Consider the following 26,826-nt stretch of genomic DNA (forward strand, 5'->3'; position numbering starts at 1 on the left):
GGGCTTGCCCCCGATGACAGCCTGTCAGTGATGACTCTGTTGGCTGATCCACCGCTATCGGGGGCAAGTCGAATCGTCGCACCGCCCCTCCCACATTTTGGTCTCATCGATGTTGAGACCGCGTTCTATTTACTGGGCCTTGCAGCCCCGCCCGATCAAATCGTCGGTGGCAACCCAGTAAACCAGGCCTTCCTCACCTTTTGTGTGAAACGCCAACTGGTCGTTGCTGTACAGCACGCCAGAGGCGGCAACGTCCTGTTTGAGGCGATAAACCTGGTCGGAACCGCCAAGGCGTACATCCACCTCACTGCGGGCCTGGTTGGCGAAGCGCCAGTTGACCTCGGCCTTGCTGTCGCAGGTCCAGGTGGTCCACTTATCAGCAGGCTCTGCCTTGTTGAACATATTCATGCTGCTGCAACCGGCCAGTAGGGCCAGGGCTGCCAGGGCGAAAACGCCTTTCATTGCCAATCCTCGCAGCGGGGCCAAAGGCCGCCGATGCCGTCGGTTAGTTGATCAGACCCGTCAAGGGCAACCCTGTTCCTGACCGTTGGGCGCGGAGTCGTATTTCTCCAGCCGTTCGTTGCCGATGCGCTTGTTGATTACCGGCATGGTCTCGGCTTGCCAGTCAGCCTGATAGCAGCTTTTTTTCAGCTCCGTGGCAGGTTTGCCTGCCGCCGGCGCTGCGCTTGGCGTGCTGCCGCAGCCGGCCAACAGGCCCGCTGCGATCACCATTGCCAACGACTTGATCATGGGAATACTCCTTTTCCGGATCACGAGCCTTAGCCTTTGGCTCGGGTTTCCAGCACTTCCACGGCGGGCAGGACTTTGCCTTCGACGAATTCGAGGAATGCACCGCCACCGGTAGAAATGTAGGAGATCTGGTCGGCAACGCCATATTTATCGATGGCCGCCAGGGTGTCGCCGCCGCCGGCGATGGAGAATGCCGAGCTGTCTGCGATGGCCTTGGCCAGCACTTTGGTGCCGTTGCCGAACTGGTCGAACTCGAACACGCCGACCGGACCGTTCCACAGGATGGTCTGGGAGGCTTTCAGCAGTTCTGCAAAGTTGGCTGCAGTTTGCGGGCCGATGTCCAGGATCATGTCGTCGGCGGCCACGTCGGCGATGAGCTTGACGGTGGCTTCGGCGGTTTCAGCGAACTCCTTGGCAACCACCACGTCCACCGGCAACGGCACGCTGACCTTGGCGGCGATGGCGCGGGCGGTGTCGAGCAGGTCCGGCTCATACAGGGACTTGCCCACCGGGTGGCCTGCTGCCGCCAGGAAGGTATTGGCAATGCCGCCACCAACGATCAACTGGTTGCAGATCTGGCTCAGGCTGTTGAGCACGTCCAACTTGGTGGACACCTTGGAGCCGGCAACGATGGCAGCCATCGGTTGGGCCGGAGCGCCCAGGGCCTTGCCCAGTGCCTCCAGTTCAGCCGCCAGCAATGGGCCGGCAGCCGCCACCTTGGCGAACTTGGCCACGCCGTGGGTCGAACCCTCGGCACGGTGGGCGGTACCAAAAGCGTCCATCACGAACACGTCGCACAGGGCGGCGTATTGCTGGGCCAGTTCGTCGCTGTTCTTTTTCTCGCCTTTGTTGAAGCGCACGTTTTCGAACAGCACGATGTCGCCAGGCTTAACGTCGACGCCGCCCAGGTAGTCAGCCACCAACGGCACGTCACGGCCCAGGGCCTTGCTCAGGTAGTCGGCTACCGGCTTGAGGCTGTTTTCGGCGGAGAACTCACCTTCGGTCGGGCGACCCAGGTGGGAGCAGACCATCACGGCCGCGCCTTTTTCCAGGGCCAGCTTGATGGTCGGCAGCGAGGCCAGGATTCGCGCATCGCTGGTGACAACACCGTCCTTGACGGGGACGTTGAGGTCTTCGCGAATCAGTACGCGCTTACCTTGCAGATCGAGGTCGGTCATCTTCAACACGGTCATGGGTGGCAGTTCCTGAATTACTGTTGAGGTTGTTTAGAGGCGATATGCAGATAATGTTCCGCAACGTCGAGCATTCGGTTGGCAAAGCCCCATTCGTTGTCGAACCAGGCCAGGATGTTCACCAGCCTCGGACCGGAAACGCGGGTCTGGCTGGCATCGACAATCGCCGAATGCGGGTCATGGTTGAAATCACAACTGGCGTGGGGCAACTCGGTGTAGGCCAGCAAGCCTTTGAGCGGGCCGCTGGTGGCGGCGTCGCGCAGGATCCGGTTGACCTCCGTCGCATCCGTGTCGCTGACAGTTTGCATGGTGATGTCCAGGCAGGACACGTTCACCGTCGGCACCCGTACGGCTTTGGCCTGGATTCGCCCGGCAAGTTCCGGCAGCAGGCGTTCAATGCCGCGGGCAAGGCCTGTGGACACCGGAATCACCGACTGGAACGCCGAGCGCGTGCGGCGCAAGTCTTCATGGTGATAGGCGTCGATCACCGGCTGGTCGTTCATCGCCGAGTGGATGGTGGTGATCGACACGTAGTCCAGGCCGATCGCCTGATCCAGCAGGCGCAACAGCGGCACGCTGCAGTTGGTGGTGCAGGAGGCATTGGACACCAGCAGCTCATTGCCGGTCAGGCAATCCTGGTTGATGCCGAAGACGATGGTGGCGTCGACATCCGCCTCGCTGGCCATCGGCTGGGAAAACAGCACACGCGGAGCACCGGCGTCGAGGAAACGCTGGCCATCGGCACGGGTGTGATAGGCACCGGAGCATTCCAACACCAGGTCGACGCCCAGCGCCGCCCAGTCGATGCCCTCGGGGGTGGCGCTGCGCAACACTTTCACGCAGTCGCCGTTGATATGCAGACAATCGCCTTCGACCCGCACTTCGCCGGGAAAGCGGCCGTGGGTGGAGTCAAAGCGCGTCAGGTATTCGATGCTGGCCATGTCGGCCAGGTCGTTGATCGCGACAATTTCAAACCCGGCTGCCGCCCCTCGCTCGAACAGAGCACGCAAGACGCAACGACCAATGCGGCCGTAGCCGTTGAGTGCAACTTTGTAGGGACGCGTTTGGGGCATGGGGTTCTCGATCAAGGTTAGTTCGGTGTTGAATGCAGTATCGCCATCGCGGGCAAGCCCGCTCCCACATCAGACCGAGATCCAAATGTGGGAGCGGGCTTGCCCGCGATAGCGCCAGTACAGACAACGCAGACTGACTTAGTCTTCCAGCAGCTCTTCAGCCTGACCCAGGATATTTTCCAGGGTGAAACCGAACTCTTCGAACAACGCTGGCGCCGGCGCCGACTCACCGTAGGTGGTCATGCCGATCACGCGGCCTTCCAGGCCCACGTACTTGTACCAGTAGTCGGCGTGAGCCGCTTCGATGGCGATACGCGCGCTGACCTGCAACGGCAGGACCGATTGCTTGTAGCCGGCGTCCTGGGCTTCGAACACGCTGGTGCACGGCATGGACACAACGCGCACGTTACGGCCTTGGGCAGTCAGCTTGTCGTACGCCTGAACGGTCAGGCCCACTTCGGAACCGGTGGAGATCAGGATCAGCTCGGGCTCGCCGATGCAGTCCTTGAGCACGTAGCCGCCACGGCTGATGTCGGCGATCTGCGCGTCGGTACGCACCTGGTGTTGCAGGTTCTGACGGGAGAAGATCAGCGCCGAAGGGCCGTCCTTGCGCTCGATCGCGTGCTTCCAGGCCACCGCGGATTCCACCGCGTCGGCTGGGCGCCAGCAATCCAGGTTCGGCGTGGTGCGCAGGCTGGTCAGTTGCTCGACCGGCTGGTGCGTCGGGCCGTCTTCGCCGAGGCCGATGGAGTCGTGGGTGTACACATGGATCACGCGCTTCTTCATCAGCGCGGCCATACGTACGGCATTGCGCGCGTACTCCATGAACATCAGGAAGGTCGCGCCGTAAGGCACCAGGCCGCCGTGCAGGGACACGCCGTTCATGATGGCGCTCATGCCGAATTCGCGCACGCCGTAGTACATGTAGTTGCCGCTGGCGTCTTCGGCCGAGACACCTTTGCAGCCTTTCCACAGGGTCAGGTTGGAACCGGCCAGGTCGGCCGAACCGCCGAGGAACTCAGGCAGCAGCGGGCCAAAGGCGTTCAGGGTGTTCTGGCTGGCTTTACGGCTGGCGATGGTCTCACCCTTGGCCGCGACTTCAGCAATGTAGGCCGAGGCTTTTTCCGAGAAATCGGCAGGCAGGTCACCGGCCAGGCGACGCACCAGCTCGTTGGCCAATTCCGGGAATTCGGCGGAGTAGGCGGCGAAACGCTGGTCCCACTCGGCTTCGGTGGCCAGGCCTTTCTCCTTGGCATCCCATTCGGCGTAGATGTCGGCCGGGATTTCGAACGGGCCGTGGTTCCACTTCAGCGCGGCGCGAGTCAGGGCGATTTCCGCGTCACCCAATGGGGCACCGTGGCAATCTTCCTTGCCTTGCTTGTTCGGCGAGCCGAAGCCGATGGTGGTCTTGCAGCAGATCAGGGTCGGCTGCGCGCTCTTGCGGGCGGTGTCGATGGCGGTCTTGATCTCTTCCGGATCGTGGCCGTCGACATTGCGGATTACCTGCCAGTTGTAGGCTTCGAAACGCTTGGGGGTGTCATCGGTGAACCAGCCTTCGACTTCGCCGTCGATGGAGATACCGTTGTCATCGTAGAAGGCGATCAGCTTGCCCAGGCCCAGGGTACCGGCCAGGGACGCGACTTCGTGGGAAATGCCTTCCATCATGCAGCCATCACCCAGGAACACATAGGTGTGGTGATCGACGATGTCGTGGCCAGGGCGGTTGAACTGCGCGCCCAGGACTTTTTCGGCCAGCGCGAAGCCCACGGCGTTGGCCAGGCCTTGGCCCAGGGGACCGGTGGTGGTCTCGACGCCCGGGGTGTAGCCGAATTCCGGGTGACCCGGGGTGCGGCTGTGCAGCTGGCGGAAGCTCTTGAGGTCATCGATGGTGACGTCGTAGCCGGTCAGGTGCAGCAGCGAGTAGATCAGCATCGAGCCGTGGCCGTTGGACAGTACGAAGCGGTCACGGTCGGCGAACGACGGGTTGCTCGGGTTGTGCTTCAGGTAATCACGCCAAAGTACCTCGGCGATATCCGCCATGCCCATCGGGGCACCGGGATGGCCGCTGTTGGCTTTTTGCACGGCATCCATGCTGAGGGCACGAATGGCGTTGGCACGCTCACGACGGCTGGGCATCGCTGTTCTCCTGAGGATTTTGAAGAGTGAATGATTAAAAGAAACGGAAAAAAGGATCGGCATTTTCCCTCAGCCACCGCCTGCGGGCAATGACAGATAGTCACTTGCAGGTGTTTTTCCTGCGCTTTGGGCAGCAATCGCTTGCAGAAACCTTTAACCGCTTCGTCTAAAGGTTATAGCGGCTGCTTATAACCGCCACTTATCGATCAATATCAAAACTTTTTGATATTGACCTTGCGGGGATACTCACCCGTCACTAGACTGCTGGCCTTATGAACCTACCCGTGCCCACCCTGCGTCCTGACGACGGCGAAGAGCTGGCAGCCTTGTGCAAGGCCGCTGGCGACCCATTGCGTCTGAACGTATTGCGCGCACTGACCAACGACTCATTCGGCGTACTGGAACTGGCACAGATCTTCGCCATCGGCCAGTCGGGCATGAGCCACCACCTGAAGGTGCTGGCCCAGGCCGACCTGGTCGCCACCCGCCGCGAAGGCAATGCGATTTTCTACCGCCGCGCCCTGCCCCACGCCGACCTGCTCGGCGGCAAGTTGCACGCGGCCCTGCTTGAGGAAGTGGACAGCCTGAGCCTGCCCCATGACGTGCAGTCACGCATCGGCCAGGTCCACGGGCAACGTGCCGCCGCGAGCCAGGACTTTTTCGCACGGGTTGCCGAGAAATTTCGCGCCCAGCAGGACTTGATCGCAGGCCTGGCCCAATACCGCGACAGCGTACTGGCGCTGCTGGACAAGCTGAGCTTCAGTGAAGAAGCGACGGCGCTGGAAGTCGGGCCTGGAGATGGCGGCTTCCTGCCGGAACTGGCACGCCGCTTTCGGCAGGTCACGGCGCTGGACAACAGCCCGGCGATGCTCGAACTGGCACGCCAGCTCTGTGAGCGCGAGGCGTTGGGCAATGTCAGCCTGCAGTTGGCTGATGCCCTGAGCAGCACAACGATCAAGGCCGATTGCGTGGTGCTGAACATGGTCTTGCACCATTTCGCCGCCCCCGCCGACGCTTTAAAGCAAATGGCCGGGTTGCTGCACCCCGGCGGTAGCCTGTTGGTTACGGATTTATGCAGCCACAACCAGAATTGGGCCAGGGAGGCCTGCGGTGATCTCTGGTTGGGTTTTGAACAGGACGATCTGGCCCGTTGGGCCACCGCTGCGGGACTCGTTCCCGGGGAAAGCCTCTATGTAGGTTTACGTAATGGTTTCCAGATCCAGGTCCGCCACTTTCAGCGACCGACTGGCGACACTCACCATCGGTAAATATCAGGAAAACATCGAGATGAGCGAATACTCCCTTTTCACCTCCGAGTCCGTGTCTGAAGGGCATCCGGACAAAATCGCCGACCAGATTTCTGATGCGGTGCTGGATGCCATCATCGCTGAAGACAAGTTCGCCCGTGTGGCGTGCGAGACCCTGGTGAAAACCGGTGTAGCGATCATCGCCGGCGAAGTGACCACTACCGCCTGGGTTGACCTGGAGCAGATCGTTCGTGACGTGATCACCGACATCGGCTACAACAGCTCCGACGTCGGTTTCGACGGTGCGACCTGCGGCGTGATGAACATCATCGGCAAGCAGTCGCCCGACATCAACCAGGGCGTCGACCGTGCCAAGCCGGAAGACCAGGGCGCCGGCGACCAGGGCCTGATGTTCGGCTACGCCAGCAACGAAACCGAGGTGCTGATGCCAGCCCCGATCACCTTCTCGCACCAGCTCGTACAACGCCAGGCCGAAGCGCGTAAATCCGGCGTGCTGCCTTGGCTGCGCCCGGACGCCAAGTCCCAGGTGACCTGCCGCTACGAAGGCGGCAAGGTGGTCGGCATTGACGCCGTCGTACTGTCGACCCAGCACAACCCGGACGTTTCCTACGCTGACCTGCGCGAAGGCGTGATGGAGCTGATCGTCAAGCACGTGCTGCCGGCCGAACTGCTGAGCAAGGACACCCAGTTCCACATCAACCCGACCGGCCAGTTCATCATTGGCGGCCCGGTAGGTGACTGCGGCCTGACCGGTCGCAAGATCATCGTCGACAGCTACGGCGGCATGGCTCGTCACGGCGGTGGCGCTTTCTCCGGTAAAGACCCATCCAAGGTTGACCGTTCGGCCGCCTACGCCGGTCGCTACGTGGCCAAGAACATCGTTGCTGCCGGCCTCGCCGAGCGTTGCGAGATTCAGGTGTCCTACGCCATCGGCGTGGCCCAGCCTACGTCGATCTCGCTGAATACCTTCGGCACCGGCAAGATCAGCGATGACAAGATCATCAAGCTGGTGCGCGAGATCTTCGACCTGCGCCCTTACGCGATCACCACCATGCTCGACCTGCTGCACCCGATGTACCAGGAAACTGCAGCCTACGGCCACTTCGGTCGTACCCCTGCGCAGAAGACCGTCGGCGACGACACCTTCACCACCTTCACCTGGGAAAAAACCGACCGCGCCAACGACCTGCGCACTGCCGCCGGCCTGTAATCGCCCACGGTACATAAAGCTTCGCCGGGTTTGCCCGGCGGGGCTTTTTATTGCCTGCGGGACCGCCTTCACATTTTTTGGATCCAAAGCTTGCAGGCACAATAATGGCCCTCTAGAATCCGCGCCCTCTCGGGCCTTCACCTTATTTTGGATATTGCCCTGCACCCGCCCGGGACTCATAAGTGCGCAGGCAATCGAACATTGAGGTTTTTCATGCGCATCTCCACGCTCGCCCCTGCCGCCCTTCTGATCAGCCTGTTCGCCCTGCCGGCCCACGCCGCCGACCTGAGCGCATTGAGTGGCGCCCTGGGCTCCCAGCTGGGTGTCGGCAATTCCGGCGACTGCCAAAAGCAATCCGCAGACCTGCAAACCAAGATCGATGCGGCCGAAGCCAGCAAAGACAGCTTGAAAGTGAAGGCCTTCAAAGCAGCGCAAGACCAGATCAACAAAGGTTGTGACAAACTCTCCGAAGCCCAGGCCAAAGCCGACGCCAAGCAGCAAACCCAGGAAGCCAAGGCTGATAAGCCTGATGCCGTGAAAGCGCTGGGCGGCCTGTTCAAGTAAGCCGAAACACCCGGTAAAAAGCCCCGCAGCGTCGGGGCTTTTTTGTGGGTGAACGGATCATTTAGGCTGGGCGCCCCTTTCGAGCAAGGATGCTCATGATGCGTTTACTGATTGCTCTGCTCCTCAGCGCTCTACCCTTTTCGGCCTGGACTGAAAACTGCCCCGATGAGGCCGGGACCCAGGTCGACACCCTGGCCGAACAAATCCGCCTGTGGGACGACAGTTACCACCGCCTCGGCCAATCCCCCGTCAGTGATGAACTCTACGACCAGGCCCGCCAGCGTCTGGCCCACTGGCGCCAGTGCGTGCCCACCCCCACGGAGCCTGATGATCCGCTGGCCAGTTCACGGGGCACCTTGCCGCACCCGGTCGCCCATACCGGCCTCGAAAAGCGCCTGGATGAGCAAGCCGTGGGCGCCTGGCTGGGCACGCGCCAGGATGTATGGATCCAACCCAAGGTGGACGGCGTTGCAGTGACCCTGGTGTACCGCCAGGGGCGGTTGAAACAGGTGATCAGCCGTGGCGATGGCAAGCTGGGCCAGGACTGGTCGGCCTCCGCGCGCAAGATCCCCGGCATTGTCCAGCAACTGCCGGAACCCATCGACCTGGTGCTGCAAGGCGAACTTTATTGGCGCCTCGACGAGCATGTGCAATCGGCACGCGGCGGGCTCAACGCGCGCAGCAAGGTGGCTGGGCTGATGAACCGTCGGCAGTTGAGCGATACCGACGCCGCCGGCATCGGCCTGTTTGTCTGGGCCTGGCCGAATGGCCCCGCAGCCTTTACCGAACGCCTGGCCACCCTGGCTCGCTGGGGTTTCACCGACAGCCAGCGCTACAGCCAGCCCGTCCAGGACATCATCGAAGCAGCACATTGGCGCACCTATTGGTACAACCACCCCCTGCCCTTTGCCAGTGACGGCGTGGTGCTGCACCAGGCGCAGCGCGCACCCGCTGAACGCTGGCAGGCCAGTGCGCCTTATTGGGCGGTCGCCTGGAAGTACCCCGCCTCCAAAGCCCTGGCCCTGGTACGCCAGGTGCAATTCAAGATCGGCCGCACCGGACGCATCACCCCCATTCTGGAACTGGAGCCGGTGCGCCTGGACGACCGCCGGATCAGCCGGGTCAGCGCCGGCTCCTTGAAGCGCTGGCAGGCCCTGGATATTCGCCCGGGCGACCACGTGTCCATCAGCCTGGCGGGCCAAGTGATCCCTCGGCTGGACCAGGTGATCCTGCGCAATACCACCAGGGTCGACCTGCCAGTGCCCGACCCTCGGGACTTTCACGCCTTGAGTTGCTGGCAACTGGACCCCGGCTGCGAAGAACAGCTGCTCGCACGCCTTACCTGGCTGAGCGGCAACCAGGGCCTGGCATTGCCACACATAGGCCACGAGACGTGGAACATATTGATCCAGGCCGGTCTAATCGCAGGCTTTCTCGATTGGTTAACCCTGGATGCGGCAGAGCTTGCTAACATTGATGGCTTCGGTGAGCGCAGCCGCACGCGGCTGCTCGACAGCCTTCACAGCGCTCGGCAACGCCCCTTCGCACAATGGCTCAAGGCCTTGGGTGTACCGCCTGCAGCACGCGGCAACCTGGAGGGCAACTGGCAGACGCTGGTCGCCAGAGACACACAGGCCTGGCTGGCCATCGATGGCATCGGCCCGGGTCGCGCAGCGCAACTGAGCGCTTTTTTTCGCGACCCACACGTACAGACATTGGCTGAAACATTACGTGTGGCCGGAATAGACGGGTTTTGAACCCGACCCAGCCACCTTTAAATCACAGCAGAATTCACCCTGCTATTTGCGACCCCGGAGCTCCACATGAAATTCCTCGCCCCTTTTGCCCTGCTGACCGTCGCAAGCTTCATGACTACACCACTGCTGGCCGCCGAAGAAGCCACCCCACTCACCGGCTGCGCCGCCAAGCGCCAGGCCATCAGCACCCAGATCGAACAAGCCAAGGCCCACGGCAACAGCGACCAGCAAGCCGGCCTGGAAAAAGCCCTGAGCGAAGTCACCGCCAACTGCACGGATGCCGCCTTGAGGAAGGAGCGCGAAAACAAGGTACTCGACGCCAAGCACGACGTCAGCCGCCGTCAGGCCGACCTCGACAAGGCGATGAAAAAAGGCGACGCGGACAAGATCAACAAGCGCAAGGACAAGCTCGCCGAGTCACGCAAGGAACTGCAGGACGCCGTGGAAGAACTCGACCAGTAAAACCGGTCAGTGGTCGCGAAATTGTTTATGGCAGGCACTGCAGGCATCTTCGACTTTCTGTACGGCAGGCGTAAGGTTGCTGGCCTTGTAGGGCTGCACCTGGCTGGCGCTCACCAACTCACCGGTGGCCGCTTCCAGGTCGCGGGCCAGTTGCTGGAACTGTGCCTGTTTTTGCCACACATCGTCCTTGGCGCTGGTGTGATCCTCTTCGCGCACACTCGGAAAGTGTTTCCACGGTTCATGGGACAGCGCATCGAGCTTGACCGCGCCTTCGGCGAATTTCGCGCCATCGAAGGCAATGCGCCCGCGCAACATGCCACCCAGGTCTTCAGCGGTCTTGAGCATTTGCTTGAAGATCGCCTTGCGCTGGCCCAGGGGCGAATTCGGATCGACGCCGCCGCAGGCGGACAGTGCCAGGCAGGCCAACAACACAAGCGTCATTTTTTTAAAAGTCATGGTGGCTCAGGTCACGGGAAACGGCGGCCAGTATCCTCGCCCTGCCCGTAAAGACCAATAGCCCTATTAATAATAAGGGTTGCCCACAGGCGCTACGGCGCGGGCAATCGCTTCAGGAACCGTTTGTATGAATCTCACATTGAAACACTGGAGCCGCCGTCTGGCATGGGCTCTGCCGATGATTGCACTGCTGGCAGGCTGTGACGCGGGCAAGGACAGCGGTAAAGACACGGCTAAAGAAGAAGCTGCCAAGCCCCACGCCGTCGCCACCTATGTAAGCGCTCCCTGGGAGGCGTTGCCCGCCGTGTCCGACAGCGACCTGCTGGCCGGCTTCGAATCCTGGCGCAGCGCCTGCCAACGCCTCAAGGCCGACCCTATATGGGGGGCCACCTGCGCAGCAGCAGGTCCCATGCCAGCCGATGCCGTGGCGGTGCGCGGTTTTCTCAAGGAGCGCCTGGATGTGTTCGGCCTGCGTTCGGCTGACAACACCCCCAACGGCTTGATCACCGGCTACTACGAACCGGTCTACCCCGGCAGCCTGACCAAGACCGCCGCCGCTCACGTACCCGTGTATGGCGTGCCGGATGACCTGATCATCGTCAATCTGGAAAGCATCTACCCGGAACTCAAGGGCAAGCGCCTGCGCGGCCGCCTCGAAGGCCGCGTGCTCAAACCCTATGACGATGCCAGCGCCATCAACGGCCAAGGCTCCACCGCCAAGCCGATTGCCTGGCTGACCAACCCGATGGACCTGCAATTCCTGCAGATCCAGGGCTCGGGGCGCATTCAACTCAAGGACGGGCGCCAGCTGCGCGTCGGTTACGGCGACCAGAACGGCTACCCCTATCGCCCTATCGGCCGTTGGCTGGTGGAGCAAGGCGAGTTGAAGAAAGAAGACGTGACCATGGGCGCCATCAGCGCTTGGGCCAAGGCGCACCCGGAGCGCATCCCGGAACTGCTGGCGAGCAACCCCAGCTACGTCTTCTTCAGCGCTCGCCCCGACAGTAATGAAGGCCCGCGCGGTTCGCTGAATGTGCCGTTGACCGCTGGCTACAGCGTAGCGGTGGATCGCAAGGTGATTCCGTTGGGCAGCCTGTTGTGGCTGTCGACTACCAAGCCCGACGGCTCGCCATTGGCACGCCCCGTCGCCGCGCAGGACACCGGCGGTGCAATCACCGGAGAAGTGCGCGCGGATTTGTTCTGGGGCACGGGTGACGCTGCCGGAGAGCTGGCGGGAAATATGAAGCAGCAAGGGCAGATCTGGATGCTATGGCCCAAGGGCGCGGCGTTGCCGCAGGTGCCGGATGTACCCACCGGAACCTGACACTCGCCGAAAACACACCGTAGGAGCGAGCTTGCTCGCGAAAAACGTCAACGATAACGCAGCGCTTTCTGGCAGCCCGCGTCGTCTGTTCGTTCTTCGCGAGCAAGCTCGCTCCTACAGAAACCGGTTCAGATCGACACGAAGAAGAAGCTCGCAATCAACACCATGCCCACCGCCCACACCAGCGAGCGCAGTATCGCCCAGTCGGCGAGGTAGCAAATGATGTAGAGCAGGCGGCTGGTGATAAACAGCACGGCCAGCACATTGATGGTCACCAGTTCGGCCGTGCCGGCCAGGTGGGCGATAATCACCGCGGCGGCAAACGCGGGCGTCACTTCAAAGCTGTTGAGCTGCGCACTGTGGGCGCGCTTGGCAAACCCTTCAAGGGTATCCAGGAAAGCACGCGGGTCGTGGTTCTGCCGCGGCCCGAACTTGCCGCCACTGAACTTGGCCACGCCCGTGCACAGGTAAGGCAGAAAAATCGCGATCAACACACACCAGAAAGCAGCCGTCATCACTCAGTCCTTTTGTCGTTTTATGCAGCGATTAGAGTTCTAGCACTAAAAACTCAATATCGCACCTAACCGCTATGAGCCGCGCGCTACCGAAAGGTTCTACCGCACTTTCACCCAAGACCTTGCAACCTCACGCCGCCACTGCGGTCCATCCCCCACTAACAACCCCCCACCTTCCAAGGACCCCGGATGCTTGAACTTGTCGCCGCCTTCATTTGCCTCACTACCCTGCTCACCTATGTGAACTTCCGCTTTATCGGCCTGCCGCCCACCATCGGCGTGATGGTCACGGCCCTGCTGTTCTCCCTGATCCTGCAAGGCCTGAGCCTGCTCGGCTACCCAGGCCTTGAGGAGCGCATCCAGCAATTGATCGGCCAGATCGACTTCGGCGACCTGCTGATGAACTGGATGCTGTCGTTCCTGCTGTTCGCCGGCGCCTTGCACGTCAACTTGAACGACCTGCGCAGCTACCGCTGGCCCATCGGCCTGCTGGCAACCTTCGGTGTGTTGATCGCCACCGTGGTGATCGGCAGCCTGGCGTATTACATCTTCGCCCTGTTTGGCTGGCACGTGAGCTTCCTGTACTGCCTGTTGTTCGGCGCACTGATCTCACCCACCGACCCCATTGCGGTACTGGGCGTGCTGCGAACCGCCAATGCGTCGAAACCGCTGAAGACCACGATTGTGGGCGAGAGCCTGTTCAACGACGGCACGGCGGTGGTGGTGTTTACCGTATTGCTGGGCATCGCGCAGTTGGGCGAGACGCCTACCGTGGGCGCCACGGCCTTGCTGTTCGCCCATGAGGCAATTGGCGGCGTGGTCTTCGGCGGGCTGATCGGCTATCTGGTGTACCTGATGATCAAGAGCATCGAACAGCACCAGATCGAAGTGATGCTGACCCTCGCCCTGGTCATCGGCGGCTCGGCGATGGCCACCGAACTGCACGTCTCCGCACCGATCGCGATGGTGGTGGCCGGGCTGATCATCGGCAACCTGGGACGCAAGCTGGCGATGAACGACATGACCCGGCGCTACCTGGACGGCTTCTGGGAATTGCTGGACGACATGCTCAACGCGCTGCTGTTTGCGCTGATCGGCATGGAGCTGCTGCTGTTGCCGTTCAACTGGCTGCACGTGTTCGCGGCCGGTTTGCTGGCGGTGGCGATCCTGCTGTCGCGCCTGCTGACCGTGGCCCCGGCGATCCTGTTGCTGCGCCGCTGGCGCACGGTGCCGCGCGGCACCATCCGTATCCTGACCTGGGGCGGCCTGCGCGGCGGGGTCTCGGTGGCTCTAGCGCTGGCCCTGCCGCTGGGCCCGGAGCGCGATCTGCTGCTGAGCATCACCTACATCGTGGTGCTGTCGTCGATCCTGGTGCAGGGCTTGACCATTGGCCGAGTCGTAAAGCGCGTAGCCGAGCCTCAGTGAAGCGGTGAGGATTTACCTCGCTACACCACACGTTTGCCTACGGGTGCACTGCAATTGCACAGGTGTTCAAGCAAGTGCCGCATCGCCAGTGGGCGGCGCGGCGTCGAGCTATGCATGACGACCAGATCCCGCGCATAGCGCGGCGCGTCGTCGACCGGCAAGACACACAGGCCATTGCGAGACATCCCTGCCCACTGCGGTACCAGTGATACACCCATGCCTTGGGCGACCAACATGACGATGGTTTCCAAGGCATCCAGCTCACACAACACCTGCGGATCAAAGGACTGTTCATCGAGGAAACGCTGGGCAATCTGCCCACCCCACGAGCGAGCGTCGTAGCGAATGAATGATCGCTCGCGCAGCAATGCTTCTAACGTTTGCGTGCCCCACTCAGCGGGGGCAATCAGAATCAGAGGTTCAGCCCGCAACAAGGTCGTCGCCAAAGCCTTGGGTGGCTGAAAGGGTGGCCTGACAAGAATCGCCGCGTCCAGCTCCTGGGCCAGCAATCTCTCATAGAGGCTTCTGGAGTCTCCCGGTGTGATCTTCAGCCTCAGCCCAGGTGCCGACAACGCCAGTCGCTCTATCGCCCCCGGCAAGACGCCGGTCAATGCCGTCGAAATGGCACCGATCTTGATCTCTCCCGACAAGCCATCCTGGCTCAGGTCCTCCTGCAACTCGCGCGCCTGCTCAATGACTGCTTGAATTTTTGGTAACAACAATAGGCATTGGTCCGAGGGCCACGCGGCATGCGCAGTGCGCATAAGCAGCGTGCACCCCAGCGTCCGCTCAAGCGCCTTGACCCGCTGGCTGATCGCCGCTGCGGTACGGTTTTCACGTCGCGCGGCCGCTGCAATGGAGCCGGCTTCAATGACGGCGACCAGACTTCTCAGGAATCGAACATCCATAAGTTTTCCTTTCGCTCAGACCAAGGCGAACCCGTTTTACCCGGGTACACGGCCTGTTTAATTTGAGGGCTCTCCCACACAGAGATCCCTCCCATGAACAGACCTTTCCACGCTGCATATCATGTTTACGACCTAAATCAGGCGCGCATTTTTTATCGAGATGTTTTGGGCTGCACGGAAGGCCGTAGCAGCGAGACCTGGATCGACTTCGATTTTTTCGGGAACCAGCTTTCACTGCACCTGGGGACGCCGTTTCCCACCACGCGTACCGGGCTGGTCGGTGAGCATCATGTCCTGATGCCGCATCTCGGCGTGGTGTTACCGCTTGAGGAATGGTTGACGCTTGCCGAACGGCTTGCCCACCTGGGCACATGTTTCGAGATTCCGCCCGTGATCCGCTTCGCTGGCGAGCCAGGCGAGCAACGCACGATGTTTTTCCTTGACCCCAGCGGCAACCCCATCGAGGTGAAAGGGTTCAAGGACTTCGCCGGGCTGTTCGCTCAATAAATCCCTGATATCTACAACAATAAGGGGCACCCACATGACCACCAAAAAACCATCCAGCCTTGTCACCCGTATCATGATCGGTCTGGCCGCCGGGATAATCGTCGGCATCCTTCTCAACCAGTTTCCCGAACACAAGATCTGGTTCATCGACAATCTGCTGCAACCGGCAGGCGACTTGTTTATCAAGCTGATGAAGATGATCGTCGTGCCTCTGGTCTTCGCTTGCATGACAGTCGGCATTGCCGGCATGGGAAATCCTGCCGCCTTGGGACGCGTCGGCGTGAAGACCTTCGTTTACTTCTTCACGATCACCAGTGTTGCAATCGTCTTTGGTCTGATCGTTGGAAACGTCGTCGAGCCCGGCTCAGGTGCCGAATTTGGCAGTACGTTGCAGACGCCAGTAACAGAACTGGCCGCCTACGGCAAAACGCAGAATCTGGGGCAAACGCTATTGGCGATTGTGCCGGATAACATCGTATTGGCCATGTCGCAGGGCAAGCTGCTCTCCGTGCTGTTTTTCGCCATCCTGTTCGGCTGCGCCTTGTCTATGCTGCCCGAGCAGCGCAAGGCCCCCCTGATCGGTGTGATGCAGGCCATCTCCGACACCATGTTCAAAGTCACCCATCTGGTCATGCATTACTCACCAATCGGCATTTTCGGGCTGATCGCAGTCACCGTCGCCAGCTTTGGCCTCAGTGCCTTGCTGCCGCTGGCCAAACTGATCGGCACGACTTATGTCGCAGTGCTGTTATTTGCATTGTGCGTATTGGGAGCAGTTGCACGATTGGCGGGGGTCGGCTTTTTCCACTTGGTGCGGGAGATACGCAGTGAATTATTGCTGGCCTATAGCAGCGCTGCGTCAGCAACAGTCATGCCTCAATTGATCGAAAAAATGGAGCGCTACGGCGCCCCGCGCCCTATTACCAGCATGGTTATCCCGCTGGGCTACTCGTTCAACCTGGATGGCGCTTCGCTTTTTGCTGCGTTGGGCACGTTGTTCATCGCCCAGGCGTATGGCATTGACTTGAGCCTGGCTGATCAGGGAATGCTGGTATTGATCATGGTGTTGACATCAAAGGGCGCGGCGGGCGTACCGGGCTTCATGTTTATCATCCTTACCGCGACCTTGACCGCCGCGGGTCTGCCCGTGGAAGGAGTGGCGATCATTGCAGGCGTGTATCGCCTGATGGATATGCCGGTCACAGCATTGAATGTGCTGGGCAACGCGCTGGCGCCATTGGTTATTGCCCGGTGGGAGGGTCGGCTGAATGCACCTGACCGCACAATTGCCACCGAGTCTGCCAGCGCGTCGCTCAAAGTCTGAAAGTCCTGGTCCAGGTGCCTCGCAAAGAACCCGTTTGAGTCTTTGCGGGGCGAGATCAGGCCTTTTTCTTACTCTGGGAAAGCTGCTCCCGTGCGCCGGAGTGAGTAGCAGAAGGTGCCTTGCTTTCGCTGCGAATCTGCGCATGACTGATCAACGCAAAGATAAAGCTGCCACCGATGATATTGCCGGCCAGTGTGGGGCCGGCAAACACCAGCCAGAAATCCTTCCACGGCAACTCGCCGGCAAACACCAGGTACGACACTTCCGCCGAACCCACCACGATATGGGTGAAATCCCCCAGGGCCATCAGGTAGGTGATCAGAATGATGATCCACATCTTGGCGCTTTCCATCGACGGGATCATCCACACCATGGTGGCGATCATCCAGCCGGAGACGATGCCCTTGGCGAACATCTGGCTGGCGTCGTTTTCCATGATCTTGCGCCCGATTTCGAGGAAGGCCAGGTCGGTCTTGGTGTCGAAGATCGGCAGATGCAGCATCACATACGCCACCAACAGCGTGCCGCAGAGGTTGCCCACCAGCACCACCGACCACAGCCGCAACAGGCGCCCGGCATTTGCCAGGGTTGGCTTGCTCATCACCGGCAGCACGGCGGTCAGGGTGTTTTCGGTGAACAGTTGCTGGCGCGCCAGGATCACCGCGAGAAAGCCTGCGCAGTAGCCGAAGCTGGCGATCACCTTGAAGGCCTCTCCGTCCGGAAGGCGTGAATTGAGCAGCCCCATGGCCATCAATGACAGGCCCATGGTCAGGCCGGCTGCCAATGCCGACCACCACAAGGCGGCGACGCTGCGCTCCAACTCCTGATCGCCCTGGGTGCGGATAATTTCATGCAGCACCGCCGCGCGGGGCGGCTGGTTCTTGTCGACGTCCTGCTGCTCTTCCTGGGACAGGTTCGGGGTCTTGCCGTCTTCTTGCGTGGCCATGGTGGTACCTGAACGGGGGGCGATGTTCAGGTACGACCTATGGTTGATCAAGAGCGTTCACTGGCCCGGCGCAGGTTTACTCGCGGATGCCATCTTCCTGGAACTGGTCCTTGACGTACTTGATCTCGGTGCGTCCATGAGGTGCGGGCAAACCGTCCTCGCCAAGGTTGACGAAGACCATTTTTTCCACGGTGAGGATGCTTTTGCGGGTGATCTTGTTGCGCACTTCACAGGTCAGGGTGATGGAGGTGCGGCCAAACTCGGTAGCAGTGATCCCGAGTTCGATGATGTCGCCCTGGCGCGAGGCGCTGACAAAGTTGATTTCGGAGATGTACTTGGTCACCACGCGCTGGTTGCCCAGTTGGACGATGGCATAGATGGCCGCTTCTTCGTCGATCCAGCGCAGCAGGCTGCCACCGAACAGGGTGCCGTTGGGGTTGAGGTCTTCAGGTTTTACCCATTTGCGGGTGTGGAAGTTCATGGTCACTCCAAAGCGTCTTGCCGAATGATGGGCAACATCATGGCAGAGCCCGCCCCCAAGCTCTATGCGCCATTGCCTATCAACCCCATGTGCGATCTTCATATGGCCGACAGAAAGGCTTGGGAAGTGCCGCGTACACGGCTATAATCGCCCCGCTTCAAAACGGTCATCTTCAGTTGATACCGTTTCTCCCGCCACCTGTCCGAGGGGCGCTGCAGCAGGTTCAACCTGTCAGGCTCGGATGGGGCGTTGTCCGGCCTGGTTGCCCTGGCCTGATACTAAACGCACAACGGCGCCCATTCGCACACTACGAATGGAGGCTCTTCATGAGCGCTGTAATTACGCCTGCAGATTTCAACGACTACAAAGTCGCCGACATGTCCCTCGCCGCCTGGGGCCGTCGCGAAACCTTTATCGCCGAATCCGAAATGCCAGCCTTGATGGGCCTGCGTCGCAAGTACGCCGCCGAGCAACCGCTCAAAGGCGCGAAGATCCTCGGCTGCATCCACATGACCATCCAGACTGCCGTGCTGATCGAAACCCTGGTTGCCCTGGGTGCCGAAGTGCGTTGGTCGTCCTGCAACATCTTCTCGACGCAAGACCAGGCCGCTGCCGCCATCGCCGCTGCCGGTATCCCGGTATTCGCCTGGAAAGGCGAGACCGAAGAAGAGTACGAGTGGTGCCTGGAGCAAACCATCCTTAAAGATGGCGCGCCTTGGGATGCCAACATGATCCTCGACGACGGCGGCGACCTGACCGAGCTGCTGCACAAGAAGTACCCACAGATCCTCGACCGCGTCCACGGCGTGACCGAAGAAACCACCACCGGCGTGCACCGCCTGCTGGACATGCTGGCCAAGGGCGAGCTGAAAATCCCGGCCATCAACGTCAACGACTCGGTGACCAAGAGCAAGAACGACAACAAGTACGGCTGCCGTCACAGCCTGAACGATGCCATCAAGCGCGGCACCGACCACCTGCTGTCGGGCAAGCAAGCCCTGGTGATCGGCTACGGCGACGTGGGCAAGGGTTCTTCCCAATCCCTGCGCCAGGAAGGCATGATCGTCAAAGTCTCCGAAGTCGACCCGATCTGCGCCATGCAAGCCTGCATGGACGGTTTCGAAGTGGTTTCGCCGTTCATCGATGGCGTCAATGACGGCACCGAAGCCAGCATCGACAAGGCCCTGCTGGGCAAGATCGACCTGATCGTGACCACCACCGGTAACGTCAACGTCTGCGATGCCAACATGCTCAAGGCCCTGAAGAAGCGCGCCGTGGTGTGCAACATCGGTCACTTCGACAACGAGATCGACACCGCTTTCATGCGCAAGAACTGGGCGTGGGAAGAAGTGAAGCCGCAGGTACACAAGGTTCACCGTACCGGCGCTGGCGCTTTCGACCCACAGAACGACGACTACCTGATCCTGCTGGCCGAAGGCCGCCTGGTTAACCTGGGCAACGCCACCGGCCACCCAAGCCGCATCATGGACGGCTCGTTCGCCAACCAGGTACTGGCCCAGATCTTCCTGTTCGGCCAGAAATACGCCGACCTGTCGCCAGCCCAGAAAGCCGAGCGCCTGACCGTGGAAGTACTGCCGAAGAAACTCGACGAAGAAGTGGCCCTGGAAATGGTCCGCGGCTTCGGTGGCGTGGTAACTCAGCTGACCAAGACCCAGGCCGACTACATCGGCGTGACCGTCGAAGGTCCGTTCAAGCCGCACGCTTACCGCTACTAAGTAATCAGCCCAACCTGCTCTACCTGTGGGAGCGAGCTTGCTCGCGAAAAACTCAAGGACACCGCGTACATCCTGTTTCTACGCGTTATCGTTGACGTTCTTCGCGAGCAAGCTCGCTCCTACAGTGCAGATGGGTTGCACAGTCGGCTTCTGAGTTTCAAAGGGTATGACCATGTCCCAAGACCGTCGCTACAGCTTCGAGTTCTTCCCCACCAAGACCGATGCTGGGCATGAAAAACTGATGGCGACTGCCAAGCAGTTGGCCAGCTACAACCCCGACTTCTTCTCCTGCACCTACGGCGCCGGCGGCTCGACCCGCGATCGTACGATCAACACCGTGTTGCAGCTTGAAAGCGAAGTCAAAATTCCCGCCGCTCCGCATTTGTCATGCGTGGGCGACAGCAAGGCCGACCTGCGCGGCCTGCTTGCCCAATACAAGGCCGCCGGCATCAAGCGCATCGTTGCCCTGCGTGGCGACTTGCCGTCCGGCATGGGCATGGCCAGCGGTGAGCTGCGCCACGCCAATGACCTGGTGAGTTTCATCCGCGAAGAAAGCGGCGATCACTTCCATATCGAAGTGGCCGCCTACCCGGAGATGCACCCCCAGGCGCGCAATTTCGAAGACGATCTGCAGAATTTCGTCCGCAAGGCCAACGCCGGCGCCGACAGCGCGATCACCCAGTACTTCTTCAACGCCGACAGCTACTTCTACTTCGTCGAGCGTGTACGCGCCATGGGCGTGAACATCCCGATCGTGCCGGGCATCATGCCGATCACCAACTACAGCAAGCTGGCGCGCTTCTCCGACGCCTGCGGTGCTGAAATCCCACGTTGGGTGCGCAAGCAACTGGAAGCCTATGGCGACGACGTCAAGAGCATCCAGGCGTTCGGCGAACAGGTGATCAGCAATATGTGTGAAGAATTGTTGCAAGGTGGCGCGCCAGGCCTGCACTTCTATACCCTGAACCAGGCTGAACCAAGCCTCGCGATCTGGAACAACCTTAAACTGCCACGCTAGGCCGGTTTAATCGCTGTACCCAGCCCTCGTTATCACGGGGGCTTTTTTCGTCTACATACCCCCTGGAAAGGAAGCCTGCAGTACATGAATACAGCGTCCCCGACTCCCCGCCCGCAACTGGTGTACCTGGTATTCGGCGCCGAGACCTATCATCAGGAAGCCGTATTCAGCATCGCCAGTGCCCTGGCCCATCTGGGCGGCCCCCAGGACATGCCATTGGACATCCAGGTGTTCAGCGACAATCCGGCCCCCTATCGCGGCTTGCCGGTACAGGTTCACACCCTGGACGAGGCCACGCGCAAACGCTGGAGCGAGCCCCACGGCTACCATTTCCGCACCAAGCACGTGCTGTTGCGCCAGGTGCTGGAAACAGCGGAACGGGCGCTGTTGATCGACACCGACACCTTTTTTCACGACTCGCCCATGGCGCTGTTCGAACGTGTCGCGCCCGACACCGTGCTGTGCAATGCCTTCCACGCCAAGTACGGCGACAACCGCGAAAGCGTGCTGTATGAAACCCTGGCCAGGCACCTTGCAGACAAAGGCCTGGCCGACGACGACATGTGGCTGCTCAACTCCGGCGTCATGGGCCTGACCCGGCAAGATGCGCACATCCTTGATCGCTCGATCGAGTTGATGGACGAGCTGTTCCCGATGGCCCACGGTGCCTACACCCTGGAAGAGTTCTGCCTGTCGGTGGCCGCTTACCGTACGCTCAATGTGCGCCAGTGCCCCGACCTGATCCACCACTACTGGAGCCGCAAGCAGTTGTTCCGGGCCAAGGTCAAGGCGTGGGTCACCAAGCACGCCGCAGACCCTATCTGCGCCAAAGCCCTGGCCGACACCCGCAATGTGTCTGCCCACCTGCCCCGCCCGCCCCGACTGCAACGCTTGATGTACAAGCTGATCACCCTGGCCTTGCCCAAACGCAAGCAGCAGTTCATCCGCGAAATCCTCTACGGCTGCTACGAGCACGAAAATGAATTCGACCAGGCCTGTGGCCCGATTTGGTGGGAAAAGGCCCTGCAGAATCAGGAAGAGCGGCAAAAAAGCCCGGTCGATGCGCACCAGCTCGAACATTGGTTCGCCAACCCAGTGGTGCGCCTGATTCTGGGCGAGCGACGTGCAGCCATCTATGAACACCTGATGACCTCACCGACAAAATAGCGTCGCCCGCAGATGGGTGTGCCAGCGCTTCTCTTTAGCGCACGGGCGTCGTAACCTCGGGGCATGCCCGTCATTCTGAAGCTGTTGACCGTTGCGCTTTTTACTTGCTTGAGCCTGGCCGCTTATGGCGAGAAATTGCGCATTGTCACCGAGCCCTGGGCGCCTTACGTGTATGAGGAACACGGCGCCATGCGCGGGCTGGACTACGAAACCACGGTGATCGTGTTCCAGCGCCTGGGGGTCGATGTGCAATGGCAGTTCCTGCCCTGGAAGCGCTGCCTGGCCATGCTCGATCAGGGCCATGCCGATGGCGCACTGGATATTTTCCACAGCCACGAACGCGACGCACTGCTGCTGTACCCCAGCGAACCGTTGTCGGAAGTGGAATTCGTGATGTTCTACGCCAACGCACGCCCTCACCCGGTCCAAGGCCTCGACGAGCTGGACGGCCTCACTGTCGGCACGTCGCCAGGCTATCTGTACGGCGCGCCATTCAGCGACTCCACCCGGTTCAGCCGCGAGCCGGCCCCCAGCCACGAGGCCAACTTCGGTAAATTGCTGTTGGGACGCATCGACCTGCTGATCACCGACCGCCGGGTCGGCCAGCATGTGATCAAGGCCCTGGGCCTGGAAGGCAAGGTCAGCCAGGCCCCCGTCGTGGTCAGCCGCCAGCAGCAGTACCTCGCCGTACGCCGTGGCGCGGGGATGGACCTGCTGGTGCAACGCTTTGCCGCCGAACTCAAGCGTTTCAAACAGGAGCCGGCCTACGCCGTCTTAAGCGCCAAATATGGTGGAACCCAAGCCAAAACAGCGTCCGGACACACCGTTGAGCAGCAGGAAAGCGGCGCACAGTGATTGCTCTGTTATACTCCGGCCTTTCCGCCAGGCTTACGCCCGGCCGCTGAGGTCCTGAAAAAGGCACCCAACCCCGCTACTGCGCAGCTTTCAGCCCGCGCGAGCCGGTGGAGTGCCCGCCAGACGCAGCAGGACCGGACGGGATTGCGCTCCCCTAAGCGCCATTCGCGCCCGGCAAGATTATCCCTCTGGGCCAAGCCCTAACTAAAACAGGATTACTCATGTCCTTTGCTTCCCTCGGTCTCTCCGAGGCTTTAGTCCGCGCCATCGAGGCAGCGGGCTATACCGAGCCTACTCCGGTGCAACAGCGGGCTATTCCCGCCGTGTTGCAAGGTCGCGACCTGATGGTTGCGGCTCAGACAGGTACGGGTAAAACCGGCGGCTTCGCCCTCCCGATTCTGGAGCGGTTGTTCCCCAACGGTCATCCGGACAAATCCCAGCGTCACGGCCCGCGCCAACCGCGCGTACTGGTCCTGACCCCTACCCGCGAACTCGCCGCCCAGGTGCACGACAGTTTCAAGCTGTATGCCCGCGACCTGAAGTTCGTCAGCGCCTGCATCTTCGGCGGCGTCGGCATGAACCCACAGGTTCAGGCCATGTCCCGTGGTGTTGACGTGCTGGTGGCGTGCCCCGGTCGTTTGCTCGACCTGTGCGGCCAAGGCAGCGTTGATTTGTCCCACGTGGAAATCCTCGTGCTGGACGAAGCCGACCGCATGCTCGACATGGGCTTTGTCCATGACGTGAAGAAGGTCCTCGCCCGCCTGCCGGCCAAACGTCAGAACCTGCTGTTCTCGGCAACGTTCTCCAACGACATCACCGCCCTGGCCGGCAAGCTGCTGCACAACCCGGAACGCATCGAAGTCACGCCGCCGAACACCACGGTCGAGCGTATCGAGCAACGCGTATTCCGCCTGGCCGCCAGCCACAAGCGTTCATTGCTGGCGCACCTGATCACCGCCGGCGCCTGGGAACAGGTGCTGGTGTTCACCCGCACCAAACACGGCGCCAACCGCCTGGCCGAGTACCTGGACAAGCACGGCCTCACCGCCGTCGCCATCCACGGCAACAAGAGCCAGAACGCCCGCACCAAGGCCCTGGCCGACTTCAAGGCCGGTGAAGTGCGCATCCTGGTCGCCACCGATATCGCCGCCCGCGGCCTGGACATCGACCAGTTGCCACACGTGGTCAACTTCGAGCTGCCAAACGTCGACGAAGACTACGTGCACCGTATCGGCCGTACCGGCCGTGCCGGGCGTTCGGGTGAAGCCATTTCCCTGGTTGCCCCGGACGAAGAGAAACTGCTGAAAAGCATCGAACGCATGACCAAGCAGAAAATCGCCGATGGCGACCTGATGGGCTTCGATGCCAGCGCCGTTGAGGCCGAAAAGCCTGAAGTGCGCGAACGTCCGGACGTGCGTAACCCACGCAACCCACGCGGTCCGAAGGGCGATGGCCCGAACGGCGGCGGTGGTGGCGGTGGTCGTCGCGACAAGGGCAAGGACAAGGGCGGCAAGGAAAAAGCGCCAACAAACGGCCGTGGCGAACGCCCGGCCCGTGAGCAGAAGCCCCGTGAAGGCACCCCGGCGCGCGAACAGCGCCAGCCGAGCCAGCCCCCACGTGCCGCAGCCGACCGCGCCCCGGACGAATTCCTCGACGACGACGTGGATAACTTCGGTAACCGCGTGGACTACGTGCCCCAGGCCAAACCGGCCCAGGGCCGTGGCCGTCGTCCAGGTGCTCCGGCGCCGGGCGCAGCTGCCGGGACAGGCGCGCCACGTGGTGGCCAGCCCCAGGGCGGACGTCAGAACGGCCCGCGCAACAGCAGCGGCGGCACGACCGGCACCCCGCCGGCCAAGCGCAGCGGCCCGCGTAACGGTGCACCGCGTGACGGCCAGGCGCGTCGCGAAGATTCGCGCAGCAACAACCGCCGCCCGGCCCGTGACGACCAGCCACGTTTGTCCGAGCCCGCCGTGCAGAACCCGCGCGGTGGCCCGGCGCCGAAGATCATCCACAAGGAGTCGAAAGCCGACCGCTTCCCGACACCCGAGCAGTTGGATCAACTGCCAGGCCGTCCTCGTGGTGAAAAACCGGCATTGCTGACCCGCAACCGCTGAGTTTCAAAGCGCCATGAAAAATGCCCCGCATCGAAAGATGCGGGGCGTTTTTTATCTCCTCCCCACACGTTCCCTGATATGAGCGAGCTTGCTGTGGTGAGCGAGCTTGCTCGCGCTGGGCTGCGCAGCAGCCCCAACACCTGTCACCGTGTTCTGCCAGAAGAATCATGGTGTATCTGATTAGGGCCGCTTCGCGCCCCAGCGCGAGCAAGCTCGCTCACTACAGGAAATAAGCGCAGGCACAAAAAAACCGGATGCTGAGATCCGGTTTTTTGTGTGCGGACAGAAATTACTTCTGCTTGACGCCTTCCAGCGAGATGTCCAGGTCGACAGTCTGGGAAGTCGGGCCTGGGCCCTTGATGCCGAAGTCGTTCAGGTTCAGCGTGGTCTTGGCGTTGAAGCCGGCACGTTCGCCGCCCCATGGATCCTTGCCTTCACCGTTGAACGTGGCCTTGAAGGTCACAGGCTTGGTCACGCCGTGGAAGGTCAGGTCGCCGGTCACATCAGCGGTTTTCTCGCCGGTGGATTTAACCGCAGTGGAGACAAACTTGGCATCGGCGAACTTGCCGACATCCAGGAAGTCCTTGCTGGCGATGTGCTTGTCACGTTCGGCGTGGTTGGACCACAGGCTGGCGGTTTTCACGTCGACCGCGATTTTGCTGGCTTCAGGCTTGGCGGCATCCCAGCTGAACGTACCATCCCAGTCCTTGAAGGTACCGTGGATGTAGCTGTAGCCCAGGTGGCTGATTTTCCAGTCGATGAAGGCGTGCTGGCCTTCCTTGTCGATCTTGTAGTCGGCAGCCATCACCTGACCTGCAGACAGCAGCGCTGTACCGATTGCCAGAGCCGCGAGGGTCTTTTTCAACATGCTTTCTATTCCTTGTGAGTCGAGGTTGAACATCAGGCTTTGCGCCCCAGCATTCGCGAGAGGGTCGCATCACGATCGATAAAGTGGTGTTTCAACGCAGCCACGCCGTGCAAGCCGGCGAAGACTACCAACACCCAGGCGAGGTACAGGTGCACCACGCCAGCGGTGTCTGCCTGGTCCGGTAGACCGGAAACCACGGCAGGAATTTCAAACAGGCCAAACACCGGGATACCGACACCGTCTGCGGTGGAAATCAGGTAACCGGCGATCATCACGGCAAACAGCCCGAGATAAAGGAACGCGTGGCCGAACGCGGCACCGATACGGGTCAAGCGACTGTAACTGGCCAGCGGCGGAGGCGGTGGGCTGATCAGGCGCCAGACAATACGCACCAGCATGATGGCGAACAGCGTGATGCCGATGCTCTTATGCAGGTCCGGTGCTTCCTTGCGCCAGGCGCTGTAGTAGTCCAGGCCCACCATCCACAAGCCCAGGGCGAACAGGCCGAACACCACCAGGGCCACGCCCCAGTGCAAAACCATACTGACCCAGCCATAACGGGCCGGTGAGTTACGTAGCTGCATGTACTTAATCCCGTAAGAGCTGCGACCAAGACTAGCGATTTACCTATCGAATTAAAGCGGAAAATTTTGCTTTGAAATATCGAGAAATACGATCTAGAGCGTATGCACAATAAGTTAACCAAGGATTAAGGACTATTCCTAAGAAACGTGACAGTCCGTCCTACGTTTACTCCGAATTCCCCACA

The 26,826-nt window shown here is 61.0% G+C and carries 26 protein-coding genes and 1 riboswitch; of the genes, 14 read left to right on the top strand and 12 right to left on the bottom strand.

The genetic code is table 11. The features are described from left to right. Positions 1 to 129: 129 nt before the first annotated feature. From V3W40_RS12615 to tkt, 5 genes are all read right to left on the bottom strand, one after another. Positions 130 to 462: an MliC family protein gene (locus V3W40_RS12615; RefSeq protein WP_017531025.1), complete on the bottom strand. Its 333-nt coding sequence runs from the start codon at positions 460 to 462 to the stop codon at positions 130 to 132. Positions 463 to 522: 60 nt separating this feature from the next. After that, positions 523 to 750 (bottom strand): hypothetical protein, encoded by a 228-nt coding sequence (locus V3W40_RS12620; RefSeq protein ID WP_065947507.1) that lies wholly within the window; start codon positions 748 to 750, stop codon positions 523 to 525. A gap of 29 nt (positions 751 to 779) precedes the next feature. Beyond that, positions 780 to 1,943: a phosphoglycerate kinase gene (locus V3W40_RS12625; protein WP_027606038.1), complete on the bottom strand. Its 1,164-nt coding sequence runs from the start codon at positions 1,941 to 1,943 to the stop codon at positions 780 to 782. A gap of 17 nt (positions 1,944 to 1,960) precedes the next feature. Beyond that, positions 1,961 to 3,016 (bottom strand): erythrose-4-phosphate dehydrogenase, encoded by a 1,056-nt coding sequence (epd, locus tag V3W40_RS12630; protein ID WP_065947508.1) that lies wholly within the window; start codon positions 3,014 to 3,016, stop codon positions 1,961 to 1,963. Positions 3,017 to 3,154: 138 nt separating this feature from the next. Continuing rightward, positions 3,155 to 5,152 carry a transketolase gene (gene tkt, locus V3W40_RS12635; protein WP_065947509.1) on the bottom strand — a complete coding sequence of 666 codons (1,998 nt, stop codon included), beginning with the start codon at positions 5,150 to 5,152 and terminating at the stop codon, positions 3,155 to 3,157. 272 nt (positions 5,153 to 5,424) lie between these two features. Between tkt and V3W40_RS12640 the strand changes: the two genes are divergently transcribed. The 5 genes from V3W40_RS12640 to V3W40_RS12660 all read left to right on the top strand — a co-directional run bounded on the left by V3W40_RS12640 (position 5,425) and on the right by V3W40_RS12660 (position 10,413). Beyond that, a complete protein-coding gene (locus V3W40_RS12640) occupies positions 5,425 to 6,420 on the top strand; it encodes an ArsR/SmtB family transcription factor (protein WP_027606041.1) in 996 nt (331 codons plus the stop codon). A 19-nt stretch (positions 6,421 to 6,439) separates the two neighbouring features. After that, positions 6,440 to 7,630: a methionine adenosyltransferase gene (gene metK / locus V3W40_RS12645; protein ID WP_065925490.1), complete on the top strand. Its 1,191-nt coding sequence runs from the start codon at positions 6,440 to 6,442 to the stop codon at positions 7,628 to 7,630. Between the two features lie 213 nt (positions 7,631 to 7,843). Further along, positions 7,844 to 8,194: a hypothetical protein gene (locus tag V3W40_RS12650; RefSeq protein ID WP_065925491.1), complete on the top strand. Its 351-nt coding sequence runs from the start codon at positions 7,844 to 7,846 to the stop codon at positions 8,192 to 8,194. A 95-nt stretch (positions 8,195 to 8,289) separates the two neighbouring features. Beyond that, positions 8,290 to 9,951, top strand: a complete 1,662-nt coding sequence (gene ligB / locus V3W40_RS12655) for an NAD-dependent DNA ligase LigB (RefSeq protein WP_330215110.1) — start codon at positions 8,290 to 8,292, stop codon at positions 9,949 to 9,951. Positions 9,952 to 10,017: 66 nt separating this feature from the next. Continuing rightward, the gene (locus tag V3W40_RS12660) at positions 10,018 to 10,413 is read left to right on the top strand and encodes a DUF1090 domain-containing protein (RefSeq protein ID WP_065947512.1); all 396 of its coding nucleotides are present in this window, start codon (positions 10,018 to 10,020) and stop codon (positions 10,411 to 10,413) included. A gap of 6 nt (positions 10,414 to 10,419) precedes the next feature. Here the strand turns inward: V3W40_RS12660 and V3W40_RS12665 are convergent, their stop codons facing one another. After that, positions 10,420 to 10,869: a c-type cytochrome gene (locus tag V3W40_RS12665; RefSeq protein WP_065947513.1), complete on the bottom strand. Its 450-nt coding sequence runs from the start codon at positions 10,867 to 10,869 to the stop codon at positions 10,420 to 10,422. A gap of 127 nt (positions 10,870 to 10,996) precedes the next feature. Between V3W40_RS12665 and mltA the strand changes: the two genes are divergently transcribed. After that, the gene (gene mltA / locus V3W40_RS12670) at positions 10,997 to 12,193 is read left to right on the top strand and encodes a murein transglycosylase A (RefSeq protein ID WP_330215111.1); all 1,197 of its coding nucleotides are present in this window, start codon (positions 10,997 to 10,999) and stop codon (positions 12,191 to 12,193) included. Positions 12,194 to 12,321: 128 nt separating this feature from the next. Here mltA and V3W40_RS12675 read toward each other — a convergent pair whose 3' ends face one another. Then, positions 12,322 to 12,708 (bottom strand): MAPEG family protein, encoded by a 387-nt coding sequence (locus V3W40_RS12675; protein WP_065925496.1) that lies wholly within the window; start codon positions 12,706 to 12,708, stop codon positions 12,322 to 12,324. Positions 12,709 to 12,897: 189 nt separating this feature from the next. Here V3W40_RS12675 and V3W40_RS12680 point away from each other — a divergent pair, with 189 nt between their 5' ends. Beyond that, entirely contained in the window at positions 12,898 to 14,133 is a 1,236-nt protein-coding gene (locus V3W40_RS12680; protein ID WP_065925497.1) for a cation:proton antiporter, read from the top strand. A 20-nt stretch (positions 14,134 to 14,153) separates the two neighbouring features. On the opposite strand, the gene V3W40_RS12685 is transcribed toward V3W40_RS12680, so the two are convergent. Beyond that, positions 14,154 to 15,041 (bottom strand): LysR family transcriptional regulator, encoded by an 888-nt coding sequence (locus tag V3W40_RS12685; protein ID WP_065925498.1) that lies wholly within the window; start codon positions 15,039 to 15,041, stop codon positions 14,154 to 14,156. 93 nt (positions 15,042 to 15,134) lie between these two features. On the opposite strand from V3W40_RS12685, the gene V3W40_RS12690 reads away from it, so the two are divergent. Then, the gene (locus V3W40_RS12690) at positions 15,135 to 15,548 is read left to right on the top strand and encodes a VOC family protein (protein WP_065925499.1); all 414 of its coding nucleotides are present in this window, start codon (positions 15,135 to 15,137) and stop codon (positions 15,546 to 15,548) included. Between the two features lie 34 nt (positions 15,549 to 15,582). Beyond that, positions 15,583 to 16,872, top strand: coding sequence for a cation:dicarboxylate symporter family transporter (locus tag V3W40_RS12695; RefSeq protein ID WP_235865614.1), 1,290 nt, complete (start codon positions 15,583 to 15,585; stop codon positions 16,870 to 16,872). A gap of 55 nt (positions 16,873 to 16,927) precedes the next feature. Here the strand turns inward: V3W40_RS12695 and V3W40_RS12700 are convergent, their stop codons facing one another. Both V3W40_RS12700 and V3W40_RS12705 read right to left on the bottom strand, forming a co-directional pair. Further along, positions 16,928 to 17,818 carry a formate/nitrite transporter family protein gene (locus tag V3W40_RS12700; RefSeq protein ID WP_065925500.1) on the bottom strand — a complete coding sequence of 297 codons (891 nt, stop codon included), beginning with the start codon at positions 17,816 to 17,818 and terminating at the stop codon, positions 16,928 to 16,930. Positions 17,819 to 17,894: 76 nt separating this feature from the next. After that, complete coding sequence (locus V3W40_RS12705; RefSeq protein ID WP_065925501.1) at positions 17,895 to 18,299, bottom strand: acyl-CoA thioesterase; 405 nt, start codon at positions 18,297 to 18,299, stop codon at positions 17,895 to 17,897. A 198-nt stretch (positions 18,300 to 18,497) separates the two neighbouring features. Then, positions 18,498 to 18,604, top strand: a riboswitch (S-adenosyl-L-homocysteine riboswitch). A 21-nt stretch (positions 18,605 to 18,625) separates the two neighbouring features. On the opposite strand from V3W40_RS12705, the gene ahcY reads away from it, so the two are divergent. From ahcY to V3W40_RS12730, 5 genes are all read left to right on the top strand, one after another. Further along, positions 18,626 to 20,035, top strand: coding sequence for an adenosylhomocysteinase (ahcY, locus tag V3W40_RS12710; protein ID WP_053128057.1), 1,410 nt, complete (start codon positions 18,626 to 18,628; stop codon positions 20,033 to 20,035). 172 nt (positions 20,036 to 20,207) lie between these two features. Then, the gene (gene metF, locus V3W40_RS12715; RefSeq protein WP_330215112.1) at positions 20,208 to 21,053 is read left to right on the top strand and encodes a methylenetetrahydrofolate reductase [NAD(P)H]; all 846 of its coding nucleotides are present in this window, start codon (positions 20,208 to 20,210) and stop codon (positions 21,051 to 21,053) included. 84 nt (positions 21,054 to 21,137) lie between these two features. Continuing rightward, positions 21,138 to 22,220 (top strand): hypothetical protein, encoded by a 1,083-nt coding sequence (locus V3W40_RS12720; protein WP_330215113.1) that lies wholly within the window; start codon positions 21,138 to 21,140, stop codon positions 22,218 to 22,220. A 63-nt stretch (positions 22,221 to 22,283) separates the two neighbouring features. Further along, the gene (locus V3W40_RS12725; RefSeq protein WP_074847804.1) at positions 22,284 to 23,075 is read left to right on the top strand and encodes a substrate-binding periplasmic protein; all 792 of its coding nucleotides are present in this window, start codon (positions 22,284 to 22,286) and stop codon (positions 23,073 to 23,075) included. Positions 23,076 to 23,296: 221 nt separating this feature from the next. Beyond that, complete coding sequence (locus V3W40_RS12730; protein WP_137212369.1) at positions 23,297 to 25,189, top strand: DEAD/DEAH box helicase; 1,893 nt, start codon at positions 23,297 to 23,299, stop codon at positions 25,187 to 25,189. A gap of 289 nt (positions 25,190 to 25,478) precedes the next feature. Here V3W40_RS12730 and V3W40_RS12735 read toward each other — a convergent pair whose 3' ends face one another. Then, positions 25,479 to 26,057 carry a YceI family protein gene (locus V3W40_RS12735; protein ID WP_027606057.1) on the bottom strand — a complete coding sequence of 193 codons (579 nt, stop codon included), beginning with the start codon at positions 26,055 to 26,057 and terminating at the stop codon, positions 25,479 to 25,481. 32 nt (positions 26,058 to 26,089) lie between these two features. Further along, on the bottom strand, positions 26,090 to 26,641 hold the full coding sequence (locus V3W40_RS12740; RefSeq protein ID WP_065923822.1) for a cytochrome b: 552 nt from the start codon (positions 26,639 to 26,641) through the stop codon (positions 26,090 to 26,092). Between the last annotated feature and the right edge of the window lie 185 nt (positions 26,642 to 26,826).

The organism is Pseudomonas sp. AM8, from assembly GCF_036346475.1.
Lineage (GTDB): Bacteria > Pseudomonadota > Gammaproteobacteria > Pseudomonadales > Pseudomonadaceae > Aquipseudomonas > Aquipseudomonas marginalis.